9 protein-coding genes are annotated in these 13,399 nt (G+C 71.5%); 3 read left to right on the forward strand and 6 right to left on the reverse strand.

The window, feature by feature from the left end; genetic code table 11:
• Window position 1: 1 nt before the first annotated feature.
• The 6 genes from BLR90_RS11730 to BLR90_RS11755 all read right to left on the reverse strand — a co-directional run bounded on the left by BLR90_RS11730 (window position 2) and on the right by BLR90_RS11755 (window position 6,925).
• Window positions 2–1,285 (reverse strand): SAM-dependent methyltransferase, encoded by a 1,284-nt coding sequence (locus BLR90_RS11730; protein WP_091025400.1) that lies wholly within the window; start codon window positions 1,283–1,285, stop codon window positions 2–4.
• Window positions 1,282–3,288 carry an FAD-dependent oxidoreductase gene (locus BLR90_RS11735; protein ID WP_091025401.1) on the reverse strand — a complete coding sequence of 669 codons (2,007 nt, stop codon included), beginning with the start codon at window positions 3,286–3,288 and terminating at the stop codon, window positions 1,282–1,284. The genes BLR90_RS11730 and BLR90_RS11735 overlap by 4 nt, the downstream gene beginning before the upstream one ends.
• Entirely contained in the window at window positions 3,288–3,995 is a 708-nt protein-coding gene (locus BLR90_RS11740; protein ID WP_091025402.1) for an anti-sigma factor, read from the reverse strand. The genes BLR90_RS11735 and BLR90_RS11740 overlap by 1 nt, the downstream gene beginning before the upstream one ends.
• Window positions 3,992–4,594 (reverse strand): ECF RNA polymerase sigma factor SigK, encoded by a 603-nt coding sequence (gene sigK / locus BLR90_RS11745; RefSeq protein WP_091025403.1) that lies wholly within the window; start codon window positions 4,592–4,594, stop codon window positions 3,992–3,994. Before sigK ends, BLR90_RS11740 begins: the two co-directional genes overlap by 4 nt.
• 38 nt (window positions 4,595–4,632) lie before the next feature.
• Entirely contained in the window at window positions 4,633–5,304 is a 672-nt protein-coding gene (locus BLR90_RS11750) for a fasciclin domain-containing protein (RefSeq protein ID WP_091025404.1), read from the reverse strand.
• An 88-nt stretch (window positions 5,305–5,392) separates the two neighbouring features.
• Window positions 5,393–6,925, reverse strand: coding sequence for a molybdopterin-dependent oxidoreductase (locus BLR90_RS11755; RefSeq protein ID WP_091025405.1), 1,533 nt, complete (start codon window positions 6,923–6,925; stop codon window positions 5,393–5,395).
• Window positions 6,926–6,979: 54 nt separating this feature from the next.
• Here BLR90_RS11755 and BLR90_RS11760 point away from each other — a divergent pair, with 54 nt between their 5' ends.
• The 3 genes from BLR90_RS11760 (at window position 6,980) to BLR90_RS11770 (ending at window position 13,395) form a co-directional block, all read left to right on the forward strand.
• Window positions 6,980–7,747 carry an enoyl-CoA hydratase family protein gene (locus tag BLR90_RS11760; RefSeq protein WP_091025406.1) on the forward strand — a complete coding sequence of 256 codons (768 nt, stop codon included), beginning with the start codon at window positions 6,980–6,982 and terminating at the stop codon, window positions 7,745–7,747.
• 132 nt (window positions 7,748–7,879) lie between these two features.
• Window positions 7,880–10,678 (forward strand): choice-of-anchor A family protein, encoded by a 2,799-nt coding sequence (locus BLR90_RS11765; RefSeq protein ID WP_091025407.1) that lies wholly within the window; start codon window positions 7,880–7,882, stop codon window positions 10,676–10,678.
• A gap of 503 nt (window positions 10,679–11,181) precedes the next feature.
• The gene (locus tag BLR90_RS11770) at window positions 11,182–13,395 is read left to right on the forward strand and encodes a HelD family protein (protein WP_091025567.1); all 2,214 of its coding nucleotides are present in this window, start codon (window positions 11,182–11,184) and stop codon (window positions 13,393–13,395) included.
• Window positions 13,396–13,399 lie beyond the last annotated feature (4 nt).

Consider the following 13,399-nt stretch of genomic DNA (forward strand, 5'->3'; position numbering starts at 1 on the left):
GTCACGCCGGCCGGGTGAAGGTGAGCTGGTTGACGTCGAGGTAGCCCGAGGCGAAGCCGCCGCGCGAGTACTCCAGGTAGAAGTGCCACATCCGCAGGAAGCGCTCGTCGAAGCCCAGGTCGAGCACCCGGCGCGAGGCGGCCAGGAAGGCCTGGTCCCACAGGCGGAGCGTCTCCGCGTAGTGGGCGCCCATCGACAGCCGGCCCGTGAGGCGCAGGTCCGTGTGGTCGCGCGTGATCTGGTCGACCACCTCGACCGACGGGAGGAACCCGCCGGGGAAGATGTACTTGTTGATCCACGTGTAGGTGCGCTTCGTGGCGAGCATCCGGTCGTGCGGCATCGTGATCGCCTGGATGGCGACCCGGCCGCCGGGTGCGAGCACCCGGTCGATGGTCTCGAAGTAGGTCTGCCAGTACTCCCAGCCGACCGCCTCGATCATCTCCACCGACACCACGGCGTCGTAGGTCCCGGTCACGGCGCGGTAGTCGCACAGGTCGACCGACACCTGGTCGGAGAGGTGGGCCGCGGCGATCCGTTGGTCGGCCAGGGCCTTCTGCTCGGTCGAGAGCGTGATCGTGCGGACGGTCGCCCCGCGGCGGGCGGCCCGGATCGCGAGCTCGCCCCAGCCCGAGCCGATCTCGAGCACGCGGGTGCCGGCACCGACACCGGCCTCGTCGAGCAGCCGCTCGATCTTGTGGGCCTGGGCGTCGGCCAGCCCGGCGGCCGCCGGCACGTCGTACGGCGTGGTGGCGACGTGGTGGTCACCTCGGTCGACGACGTCGGAGGGGAAGAGCGCGGAGGAGTAGCTCAGCGTCGGGTCGAGGAACTCCTCGAACAGGTCGTTGGAGAGGTCGTAGTGGTGCGCGATGTTGTCGCGGGTGTTGTCCTCGGAGTTGCGGTGGAAGCGCGGGGGGCGGGCCACGATCATGGCGCGCAGCTTCTGCAGGCTCTGGGGGACCAGGTCGGACACCTCGGAGGCGAGCACGGTGAGGAACCCCCCGAGGTCCTCGCTGTCCCAGGCGCCGGTGAGGTAGGCCTCGCCGAACCCGATCAGCTGGTGCCGACCCAGCCGCGCGAAGAACTCCTCGGGGCGGTGCACGACGGCGACCGGGCCGCCGAGGCCGAAGGTCTGGTCGCCCACGACCACGGTGACGTCGAGCCGGTTGACCGCGGCCTCGAACAGGCGTCGGGCGACGCGGGCGGAGACGGCGGCGCGGGGGCCGGACGGGACGATGTCGAGGCCGGGCCAGCGATCGATGGACTGGCGGGCGGGGGCGATGGTCATCGCGAGACCCCTTCCTGGTGGTGGTGTGGTCGTGGGCGGATCGGCAGGCGTCGCAGCCAGAGCCAGATCCCGTGGGTGCGGATCAGTACGGTGCCGCGCAGCGCAGCCGGCGCGGCGCGCCAGGCGCCGTGGTCGGTGCGGCGGCCGGTCAACGAGGCGGAGAAGACCGCCTTCTCGTCGTCGGGCCCGTCGTCGCTGTGTAGCGTCACCACGATCCGCAGGCTGCGCCCCGGGACGGGGACGGCCAGCTCGTAGGTGCCGTCGGTGCCGTGGAACGGCGAGACGTACATGGCCTTCGGGGTGGTCGCCCGCCCGTTGGCGTCGGGGTGGACGAGGTAGGCGTGCCGGTCGCCGTAGGTGTTGTGCACCTCGACCACGGTCGCCGCCAGGTCACCGGACGCGTCCCAGCACCAGAAGACGCTGATCGGGTTGAAGCAGTGTCCGAACGCGCGGGCGTTGGCGGCCATCAGGACCCGGCCGCCGCGGAGGTCCACGCCCTGGGAGGCGAGGAACGAGTCGAGGTTGGCGCGGATCGTGAGGGCGGGGTCGCCCAGGTGGTCGCGGCCCTCGAAGCGCCCGAGCACGCCGTGGTCGGGCAGGTGGTCGAGGTCGACCAGCCACAGGTGCGAGCGGTTCTCGAAGGTGCGCTTGAAGGGGGTACGACGGACGTGGCGCACCGTGGTCTCGTAGAGGAGCGGCTCGGCGGGCGCGACCGGAGTCGTCTCCGGCCACTCGAGACCGAGGTGCTCGGCGGCCCGGAGGCCGGAGCGTGCGCCGTCCTCGTGGAACCCCCAGCCGTGGTAGGCGCCGGCGAAGGCGAGCCGGTCGCTGTCGATCTCACCCAGCCGCTGCTGGGCCGCGACCGACTCCGGGTTGTAGAGCGGGTGCTCGTACTCCATCCGGTCGATCACGGTCGCCGGGTCGACGAGGTGCTCGCCGCCCAGGGTCACCAGGTAGTGGACGTCGGTGTCGAGGCGCTGGAGCCGGGTCAGGTCGTAGGTGACCAGCACCCCGTCCTGCTCCGAGTCGGGGCGGCGGAAGTTCCAGCTGGCCCAGGTGTTGGTGTTGGCGGGCAGCACCGAGGTGTCGGTGTGCAGGACGGCGACGTTGGGGGAGTAGGGCATCGCGGAGAGGACCTCGCGCTGCGCGGTCGTCGGCTCGGCCAGCATCGCCAGGGCCTGGCCGGGGTGGGCCGCGACCACCACGGCGTCGTACGTCGTGACGGTGCCGTTGCCGTCGGTGATCTCGACGCCGCGGGCGGTCTCGAGGATCGAGGTGACCTTGGTTCCGGTGCGGACCTCGGCACCGCGGTCGGCCAGCGTCGCCGCAACGCGGGCGACGTACTCGCGCGAGCCGCCGGTGACCGTGCGCCACTCGGGCGAGCCGTGGATGGAGAGCATCCCGTGGTGCTGGAGGAACGTGAAGAGGTAGCGCGCGGGGTAGTCGAGGGACACCTCGGGGTCGCAGGACCACACGGCCGCGACCAGCGGCTCCATGAAGTGCCGGGTGAAGTACGGCGTGAAGCCGCCCGCGGCGAGGAAGTCACGCAGCGTGGTGTCCTCCGCGTCGGTGGCGAGCAGCGCCCGGGCCTGCCGGTGGAAGCGCGGGATCTCGGTCAGCATCCGCAGGTAGCGGGGGTTGACGAGGTGCCGGGCCGAGGGGAGGACGCCCTTGCGGCCGAGCGCGCCGGCCCACTCCAGGCCGGTCTCGTCGTCGCGGATGGACATCGACATCTCGGAGGGCTGGGTGGCCACCCCGAGCTCGGCGAACATCCGCAGCAGCACCGGGTAGGTGCGCTCGTTGTGGACGATGAAGCCAGTGTCGATCGCCAGGAGCCGGCCGCCGTCCTCGACGACGTCGTGGGTGTCGGCGTGGCCGCCGAGACGGTCGTCGGCCTCGAAGACGGTGACCTCGGCGGAGCGCGAGGCGACGTAGGCGGCGGTGAGTCCGGCGACGCCGGAGCCCACCACCGCGACCCGTCGCGGTGGTGTGTGCGTGCTCATCACACTGACTTGAAGGGGAAGTAGGCGATCGGGGTGGTGGTCGGCTCCTGGGGCACCGGCAGGGGCTCGACCGTGATGCCGGCGCCGTCGGCGGTGGCCGCGTCGCCCTCGAGCACGATCGGCTCGGCCTCCGCGCCAGTCATCGAGCCAGCAGGCACCATGTCGGTGTCGTGCTGGAGCCACAGCGCGTAGACCTCGTCGGAACTGAGCCGCGGCATGTCCTCGGCCTGGATGACCGCCGCGTCGTACAGCTCCGAGCGGGTCAGCGTGACGCTGCCACCACCGGTGAGCTTGACCTCTTCGGTGATCGCGGCCGGGTCACTGAGCACCCGATCGGCGGCGGAGACGGACTGCGAGGTCTCGTCCGACCAGGGCTGCCAGACGGTGCCGCCGACCCCGATCAGGGTGACGACCGCGGCTGCTGCGACCAGAGCCGGAAATCGACGCGTCCGGCGCTCTGTGGTGATCGGCACCACGGGGGGGAGAGGGCGGACCGTCTCGATGCCTGCGAGCACCCGGTCACGAAGGGCGGCCGGCGGTGCGGCAGCGGCGGTCTCGGCCAGCATCGCCGACGCCTCGCGCAGACTCTCGACTTCGGAGCGGCAGGCGTCGCACTCGGCCAGGTGTCGTTCGAACTGCGCGCGCTCGATGTCATCGAGGGCGTCGACGGCGTAGGCACCCGAGAGCGCGTGGATGTCGCTGCTCATTTTCCTACTCCCATCGTGTCGCGCAGCCGGATCAGGCCGTCGCGGATTCGTGTCTTGGCCGTGCCGACCGGGAGGTCGAGCATGGTGGCCACCTCTGTGTGCGTGTAGCCGCCGAAGTAGGCGAGCTCCAGTGCCTCTCGCTGCACGGCCGTCAGGCTGTGCATCGCGGTCCGGACCCGCTTCGCTTCGAGCGAGGCGTGTGCTGCGTCGGCGGTCGAGTCGTGGTCGACCGCCTGGTTGTGCTGGTGGTACGTCGTGTCGCGTCGGGTGGACGCTTCGGCCGAACGCACCCGGTCGACCGCCTTGCGGTGGACGATCGTGAGCATCCAGGCCATCGGGCTGCCCCGGTCGGGGTCGAACCGGCTGGCCATCTTCCAGATCTCCAGGAGTGCTTCCTGGGTGACCTCCTCGGCCTGGGCCGGGTCCCTCACCACCCGCACCGCGAGCCCGAAGACCCGCGCGGCGATGGCGTCGTACAACCGGGCGAACGCCGCCTGATCACCCCTGGCCGAGAGCTTGAGCAGCTCAGCCAGGTCGGGCGCCGCCGGCGCCCCCTCCCAGGAGGGGACGCCGGAGACTGCTGGTCCGATGGGATCCACTACTAGATCCTTGTCGTCAGATCGTCTGGTGGGAAGGGTTACTTGGCACCGGCCATGACGCCATCGATGATGTAGACCGTCGCGTTGGCCGTGGGGACGTTGCCGCAGATGACGTTGGCGGTCACGACACCGTCGGAGACGGTCATGCCCGTCTCGTCACCCTCGATGGTGAGCGTGTCCCCGTTGAGGGTCTCCTGCTCGCCGGCGACAGCCGTCGGGTCGAGCTTGCCGCCCACGACGTGGTGGGTCAGGATCTTCGACAGCAGGGCCTTGTCGGCCAGGATGCCCTTGAGGTCGGCCGGCGGGATCGCGGCGAACGCGTCGTTGACCGGCGCGAAGACGGTGATCTCGGGGGCGTCATTGAGGGTGCCACCGAGGTCGGCCACGCCGACGGCCTCGACCAGGGTCGAGAGCAGCGGGTTGTTGCTGGCGGCGGTGGCGACGGGGTCCATCACCATGCCGTCGAAGGAGCCCTTGCCGTCGGTCGGGACTGCGGCGCAGCCGTCACCGAAGACCTGGTCGGCAGCGCTGGCCGCGGCCGGCGTGCTCTCCTCGGGCGTCTCCTCAGGAGTCGTCTCCGGGGTCTGCGAGGTGTCGTCGGAACCGGAGGTGCTGGGCTCGTCCTCCTCGCCGCAGGCGGCGAGGGTCAGCGACAGGGCGATGGCCGCGGCAGCGATGCCGCCGTTGCGGGTGAGGGTCTGGAGCTTCATGGGATTCGTGCCTTCCGTTGGGGAGTTTCGCTAGTGATTCGGTGCATCCCGGCGTCCGGATTGGGCGCTGGGAAGATTTGTGAGTGGGCTAGCCCACGTTGACGAGGAACTCCTGGATGCCGCTGGCGCCCTCGGGGAACGGGTTGGCCATGACGGCGCTCTGAACCTCGCCCTCGCCGCTGGTGACGCGCGCGGCGATGGTGTGCTGACCGGGCTTGGCGTCCCACTTGAAGAACCACTGGCGCCAGTAGTCGTTGCCGCCGTCGGGGCCGAGCTCTGCGGGCTGCCAGGGGCCGCCGTCGAAGCGGACCTCGATCTTCTCGACGCCGCCCTTCTGCTGCGCCCAGGCGACGCCGCCGACGACGGTCTCGCCGGGCTTGAGGGAGTCGAGCGCGTTGGGGGTGTCGATGCGCGCCGAGATCTTGATCGGGGCGTCGGTCGCCCAATCCCGTTCGGTCCAGTACGCCTGCTTCTCGGCGTACGTCGTCAAGGTGAGCCGGGTGACCCACTTGGTGGCGCTGATGAAGCCGTAGAGGCCGGGCACCACCATCCGCGCGGGGAACCCGTGCTCACGGGGCAGGGCCTCGCCGTTCATGCCCACGGCGATGATCGCGTCGCGGCCGTCGGTCGCGAGCTCGAGCGGGGTGCTGATCGTCATGCCCTCGAAGTCGGTGCTGAGGATCTGGTCGGCCTTGGAGCCGACGCCGGCCATCTCGAGCAGGTCGGTGAGCCGGACGCCGAGCCAGCGGGCGGAGCCGACGTAGGGGCCGCCGACACTGTTGGAGACGCAGGTGACGGTGATGTCGCGCTCGATCAGCGGCATCGCGAGCAGGTCGTCGAAGGTCAGGGTCAGCTCGTTCTCGACGTCGCCGTCGATCGTGAGCGTCCAGTCGTCGGCGCTGATGATCGGGGTGTCGAGGCGGGTGTCCACGCGGTAGAAGTCGTCGTTCGAGGTGCGGAACGAGCTGAGGCCCGGGACCTGGTTCTCGATGCCCTTGGGCAGGGTCGGGGCCTTCTCGGCCGCGGCCGGCAGGGTGATGTCCTCGGGCCGGGTGCGGAGCTTGCCGATGACGCGGCCGGCGGTGCCCATGACGGCGGCGGCCGCGGCGACGACGCCCATGGCGATCAGCACGCCGCGACGGGTGGGTCCGGTCTTCTCGTCCGCGGCGGCGCGGTCGCGACGCAGCAGGGTCCCGGTCTTGGCCACCCGGTCGAGCCACCACAGGGCGGCGACAGCGACCACAGCGGTCAACAGGCTGGGCAGCAGGTCGGTGACCTTGGCGGCGGGGCGCGACAGGGCGGCCGCCCCGGCGATGCCGACGAGGGCCACGAGGATCGCGGCGCCCAGGGCGAACCGGCGCCGGGTCAGGACCCCAGCGATCGCGGCGAGCACGAGCACGCCAAGCATGACCGAGCCGATCAGGATCGGCTTGTCGGCGCTGCCGAACTGGCGGATCGCCCACTCCTTCATCGGGGTGGGCGTCAGGTCGATCACCTCCGAGCCAACGGCGAGCACGGGGGAGGAGGCGGGCTTCAGCAGGGAGGCGACCAGATGACCGGCGGCCATCCCGACGATGGTGGCCAACAGGCCGAAGACGGCGTACTGAAGTCTGAGTCGCATGGTGAGAGTTCGTCACCGAGGGCCAGGCGGATTGCGTGCGGCAGGATGGGCTGCATGTCGAACGTCACTCCCGAGAGCGCCGAGCTGGTCCACTACGAGGTCGTCGACGGGATCGCCACGGTGACCCTGGACTCGCCCCACAACCGCAACGCGCTGTCGCAGCAGCTGGTCCGTGAGCTGTTCTCGGCCCTCCAGCAGGCCGACTCCGACGAGGACGTGCGGGTGGTCGTGATCGCGGCCACGGGCCGGGTCTTCTGCTCCGGTGCCGACCTGTCCGAGGCGGCGGCCGGCAGCATGGAGGAGGGCGCCCGGGTGCTGGTGGAGATGCAGCGCCTGATCGTCTCCCACGCCAAGCCGGTCGTCACCAAGGTGCAGGGCGCCGTGCGCGCCGGCGGCATCGGGATCGTCGCCGCCTCCGACATCGCGATCGTCACCGAGGAGGCGACGTTCGCGCTGACCGAGGTCAAGCTCGGCCTCGCGCCCGCGGTCATCTCGCTCACCGTGCTCCCCCGGCTGACGTCCCGCGCCGCCGCGCTGACCTGCCTGACCGGGGAGACGTTCACCGGCGTCGAGGCCGCCGCGATGGGCCTGGTCACCCAGGCCGTGCCGGCCACCGAGCTCGACGACGCCGTCGCCCGGGTCGTGGCGTCCCTCGCCACCGGCGCCCCGCAGGGTCTGCGCGAGACCAAGAGGCTGCTCTCCCGCGACCTGCTCGCCCGGATCGCCGACCAGGGCGAGGAGGTGGCGCGCCTCAGCGCCAGCCTGTTCGGCTCCGACGAGGCGCGCGAGGCGATGACGGCGTTCCTCTCCCGCAAGCGCTAGACCGGCCCCGGGGCAAGGCAAAATCCCGGCTGCGGCCGGGACACCGGGCGGCGCCCCGGTGTAGCGTTAAGAGGTCTGATCAGGGGGATCGGACCGCTCGGAGACGAGCACACGGCTGGGGGGCCGACGACCATGCCGTCAATTCGCACGCACATCCATCTTCTCCTCGGGCTGCTGCTGGCAGCCACCATTGCGGCGGCCACCGGCGCCCTGGCCACCGCGGCTGAGGCGACGACGCCCGCCCCGACCTGTGTCTCGACGTTCGAGCCCCTGGGTGCGGCGACCGGCTGGACCGAGTTCATCGAGGGCTCCGGGTCCCGTGGCTCGGAGTCCGAGGGGTCCATCGCCTGGGGCGGCAACCTCTCCGCCAACGGGATGACCGTCGGCACCCGCCTCTCGTCCGCGGCGCACGACCCGACCCTGGTGGTCGCCGGCACGCACGGCGGCTTCAACCTGCAGAAGGGCAGCGCGTACGTCGTCCCCGCGACCGGCGTGAACTTCAACGGCGGCGGGCACTACCTCGCCGCCAACCCGATCGACTTCGCGACGGCGTTCGCCGCCCTCCGGAGCCGCTCGGCCCAGCTGGCCACGGCCACCGCCAACGGCTCCGCCGCGCTCGGCGTCGTGGGCGGCCAGAGCTACCTCGTCCTCACCGGCACCGACCCCGACCTCAACGTCTTCTCGCTCACCCCGGCCCAGCTGACGTCCGGGGCCGGCATCGCCTACAACGTGCCCCAGGGCTCAGGCGTCCTGGTCAACGTGTCCGGTGCCGCGGTCACGCTCCAGGGACAGATGTGGATCAAGCACAACGGGAGCTACGACCAGGTCAACGACAACGTGATGGCGAGCTGGCCCGAGATCCTGTGGAACTTCCCGCAGGCCACCACGGTCACCATGAGCTTCGGCAGCGCCTGGGGCGGCAGCATCCTTGCGCCCGACGCGGCGCTCAACGTGAGCAGCGTCGGCCACACCATCGGCCAGGTCATCGCCAAGACGTTCTCGTCCAACTACGAGACTCACCAGCTGCTGTACCCGTCCTCGCCCTGCCTGCCCCCGGTCCCGAACGCCGAGAACCCGTCGATCTCGCTCGACAAGACCGCCTCCGCGATCACCGACCTCGACGGCAACGGGCCCGACGCCGGCGACACGATCACCTACACGTTCGAGGTCACCAACACCGGGGACGTCGCGCTTGACCCGGTGACGGTCACCGACCCGATGTTCCCGGGCCTGACCTGTCCCGCCGGGGCGCTCGCCCCCGGTGACTCGGTCAGCTGCACGCCGCAGACCCACATCCTGACCGGTGCCGACGTGACCGCCGGGACGGTCGACAACACCGCGGTCGCCGAGGGCACGTCGCCCGGTGGCACCACGGTCGACGACGACGACTCCACGTCCACCCCGGTCGTGCCGACCACCGGGCCCGCCAACGTCAAGGTCACCAAGGTGGTCGACGACACCACGCCGACCGTCGGGCAGGTCGTCACCTACACGCTCCAGGCCACCAACCCCGGTGCCAGCGCCGCCGACGCCGTCGTGCTGACCGACGTACTGCCCTCGGGCGTGACGTTCGTGTCGGCCGACGCGCCGTGCACCTACGCCGGTACGACGGTCACCTGCGCGTTCGGGACCCTCGCGCCGGGCGCCACCCGCACCGTCACGATCAAGGCCACGGTGACCGCCCCGCCGGCCGTGCCCGCGCACGAGCACCAGATCGACATCCAGAAGACCGAGGCGCACGTCGACCTCGACCCCGCGCAGTCGCGCACCGTCTCGGTGTCCTGCCCCACGGGCTACCTGGTCACCGACGGGTCCGGACGGATCGACCACGTCGACCAGGGCGCCGGCACTCTCGACCAGATCCACATGACCGCCTCGCACGCGGTCGGGACCGGCGGCTGGGAGGTGACCATGGTCAACCACGCCGCGGGTCGCGCCCAGGGCAAGGTCTTCGCCGTCTGTGCCCGCCAGCAGACCGAGACCGTCGACGGGCACAGCCACTACCTGGTCGTCAGCGCCCCGGTCACCGAGACCCGTGTCCTGCCCGCCGGCCGCACCGACGTGACGCTGTCGTGCGGCCCCGGCCGGACCCCGGTCACCCCCGGCTACGTGCTCGACGGCGTGGCGCCGGTCGTGACGTCGTACCCTTCGGGCGCCACCGACTGGACCTTCTCCGTGATCCGCGACGACGCGACCACGGGCACCTTCGAGATCCGCTGCCTCGACCGCTCGGTCACCGACGTTGACGGCCACGTGCACGACCTGAGCCTGGTGCCGGTCGCGCAGACCGTCACCGTGGCACCCGGCCAGACCGCGGAGGTCACCCTCACGTGCGCCGACGGCAGCAAGGGCATCGTGGCCGGCCACGACCTGGACGCCCCGCTCTACGACCTGGGCAACGACCCGCGGCCGATCATCCGGGTGTTCAAGCTCTACAACCCGACGGCCGCGCCACTCAACGCCCGCCTGTGGCTGCTGTGCCTGGGCCTCCGGACGGCGTCCGCGAGCGGCGGCGAGCCGGTGGTCAACACCGCCTCGGTCACCACCACGTCGACCGAGACCACCACCGCCGACAACTCCGCCAGCGCGTCGTTCCACGTGACCTCGGGCGGCTCCGGCCTGCGGGTGGCCAACCGTGCGGTCCAGGTCAGCGGCGCCACCCCGAGCACCTCGGTGGCCTGCGCGACCGGTGGCGCCTACTGCACCGGCACCCTGCGCCTGGTCACCACCCGGCGCATCGTCGTCAACGGCCACGTCGTCCGCCGGGGCACCCTGCTCGCGCGTACGACGTACCGCGTGGCCGACGGCGCGGCCCTCACGCTGCGGCTGCGTCCGACCGCCGTCGGCGCGAAGGCGCTGCGTTCCCCGCGCCTGACCCGCGCGAAGCTGCTCGCCGGTGGCACCGCGACCTACGTGCGCGTGCGCCGCTGACCCTGCGGTTTGGTCCCAAACCGCAGGTTTTCTGGGCCTGGAGCTGTCGTTTGTGACCAAGCGGCGTCCTCCAGAAAGCTCAAGGAGTGACTGGTGGGGCACGTGGGACGAACCGCGCAAATCTCTGTTACCGATTGCTGGCGCAGCCGTGCACGCATCGTTTCTGTGTCGTGGCAACGGATTCCGTAGCGTTCCGGTGTGTTGGTGGAACCGGGGGGATCCTCAACACGCCGGGACCGGAACGCCGCACATCTGGGGGGATTGCGGACTTCGACCACCCGGGCAAGACGGAGGCCCCGCTCGAGGCGCGTTGGGAGAAAGCGCCCGGAGCGGGGTCTTCGCACTCCAGCCCCAACGTCAGCCCCGACGTCGACCCCGCCCGAGGCGTGAGGTCGGAGCACCATGCAACGCCACGCCATGGCGGCGTATAGGCTTGAGAACTTGCCCGCCGGCATCTCCAGGTGCGACGGGCACCGATCGTCGGTGCTGAGGGGTCACAGAAGTTGACTGAGGAGCTGGTCGAGCGCGAGGTCGCTCGCGAACAAGGCTTCGTGGACCGCGTCTACGTCCAGCTGCAGGACTCCGCCGAGGCGGCGCGGCAGCTGGCCCGCGAGGGACACGACCGCGGACGGCTCGGCCACGAGGGCGGGCTGGTCGAGCGCGACGCGATGGTCTTCCAGGCCGCCAAGCGGATCGCGCAGCTCGACGCCGCCCACGAGGGGCTGGTCTTCGGGCGCCTCGACCTCCAGCACGACCTCGACTCCCACCCGCGCTACATCGGCCGGATCGGCCTGCGCGACGCCAACCGTGACTCGCTGCTGATCGACTGGCGGGCGCCCGCGGCCGCGGTATTCTACCAGGCCACCGCCGCCGAGCCCCACCAGGTCGTACGCCGCCGGGTGCTGCGCTGCACCGGCCCCCGCGTCATCGGCGTCGAGGACGAGCTGCTCGACTCCGCGGCGCACGCCGACCTCGAGGCGCAGGGCGTCGAGCTGCCGATCGTCGGCGAGGGCGCCCTGATGGCCCAGCTGTCGCGGGCCCGCGACCGGTCCATGCACTCCATCGTGGCCACCATCCAGGCCGAGCAGGACAAGGCGATCCGCGCGCCCAGCAAGGGCGTCACCGCGATCTCCGGCGGGCCCGGCACCGGCAAGACCGTCGTCGCGCTGCACCGCGCCGCCTACCTGCTCTACACCGACCGCCGCCGCTACGAGTCCGGCGGCGTGCTGATCATCGGCCCCAGTGGCGTGTTCATGCGCTACATCGAGCGAGTCCTGCCCAGTCTCGGCGAGACCGCCGTCGCGCTGCGCTCGCTGGGCGAGGTCGTCGACGGCGTCCGCGCGACGCGCCACGACGAGCCGGCGGTCGCCGACGTCAAGGGCTCGGAGCGGATGGCCGAGCTGATCCGTCGTACGGCGCGCCAGCAGGCGCCCGGCAGCCCCACCGAGTTCCGGGTCTTCTGGCGCGACGACACGATCCGGCTCGACCGTGGCCTGCTCGGGCGCGTACGCCGCCAGCTGATGTCGCAGGGCCAGAACTTTCAGGGTCGCCGCAACCGGCAGCTCCCGCGAGTGGCACCGACCCTGCTGGACACCATGTGGCGCCAGGTGCGCGGTGAGCGCGGCCGCGAGCGCGGACGCGAGGCGTTCGACGACGAGATGCTGTCCAACCAGGCGTTCGTCGACTTCGCGGTGGCGTGGTGGCCGCCGCTCGACGCGCGCGAGGTGCTGTCCTGGCTACGTGACCCCGAGACGCTCGCCCGGGTCGGCGAGGGCCTCCTCAACGCCGAGGAGCAGCGGCTGCTGACCAAGTCGTGGAGCGGCGACGGGTCGCTCTCGGTCGAGGACATCCCGCTGCTCGACGAGCTGCGCTACGCGCTCGGCGACGTCCCGGCGAAGGTCGAGGACGAGCGCGACGACCCGATGGCCCTGATCGAGGGTGCCGTCGACCTCCAGGAGCTGACCACCGCCTCCGACCGTGAGTACGCGCCGTCGGGCCGGGCCTGGGCGCCGCCCACCTACCGGATCGAGGACGACGCGTTCGCCCACATCCTCATCGACGAGGCGCAGGACCTGACGCCGATGCAGTGGCGGATGGTCGGCCGCCGTGGCCGGGCCGCCTCCTGGACCATCGTCGGCGACCCGGCGCAGTCGTCGTGGCCGGTGCCGGCGGAGTCCGCCGCCGCCCGGGCCGCCGCGCTCGAGGGCAAGGCGCTGCACGAGTTCCATCTCTCGACCAACTACCGCAACTCCTCCGAGATCTACGAGTACGCCGCGGCCTACGCCGAGCGGGTCGGCCTCGACGCCGACCTGCCCACCGCCGTGCGCTCCACCGGCGTCGAGCCCCAGGTGATCACCGGGGTGGCCGACCTGGAGGCCGCGACCCGCGACGCCGTGGTCGACCTGGCCGGCCGGGTCGCCGGCACCGTCGGGGTCGTCGTACCCGTGGCTCGGCGCTCCGAGGTCAACGCCTGGCTGGCGTCGTGGCCCGAGCTGGCTGCCGACGCCCCCAGCGCCCGCGACGCGATCGACTCCTCGGTCGCGCCGTCGGGCAGCGACCGGGTGGTCGTGCTGACCGGCCTCGACACCAAGGGTCTGGAGTTCGACGGCATCGTCGTGGTCCGGCCCGGCGAGATCGAGCAGGAGTCGGCCACGGGGCGCGCGACCCTCTACGTCGTGCTCACCCGCGCCACCCAGCTGCTGACCACCATCTCCTGACGGT

This window comes from Nocardioides szechwanensis (genome assembly GCF_900103935.1).
Classification (GTDB): Bacteria; Actinomycetota; Actinomycetes; order Propionibacteriales; family Nocardioidaceae; genus Nocardioides; species Nocardioides szechwanensis.

Coding starts and splice junctions, on each gene's coding strand:
- BLR90_RS11730 (WP_091025400.1), bottom strand. CDS start 1,285: ATGACCATCGCCCCCGCCCGCCAGTCCATCGATCGCTGGCCCGGCCTC.
- BLR90_RS11735 (WP_091025401.1), bottom strand. CDS start 3,288: ATGAGCACGCACACACCACCGCGACGGGTCGCGGTGGTGGGCTCCGGC.
- BLR90_RS11740 (WP_091025402.1), bottom strand. CDS start 3,995: ATGAGCAGCGACATCCACGCGCTCTCGGGTGCCTACGCCGTCGACGCC.
- BLR90_RS11750 (WP_091025404.1), bottom strand. CDS start 5,304: ATGAAGCTCCAGACCCTCACCCGCAACGGCGGCATCGCTGCCGCGGCC.
- BLR90_RS11755 (WP_091025405.1), bottom strand. CDS start 6,925: ATGCGACTCAGACTTCAGTACGCCGTCTTCGGCCTGTTGGCCACCATC.
- BLR90_RS11760 (WP_091025406.1), top strand. CDS start 6,980: ATGTCGAACGTCACTCCCGAGAGCGCCGAGCTGGTCCACTACGAGGTC.
- BLR90_RS11765 (WP_091025407.1), top strand. CDS start 7,880: ATGCCGTCAATTCGCACGCACATCCATCTTCTCCTCGGGCTGCTGCTG.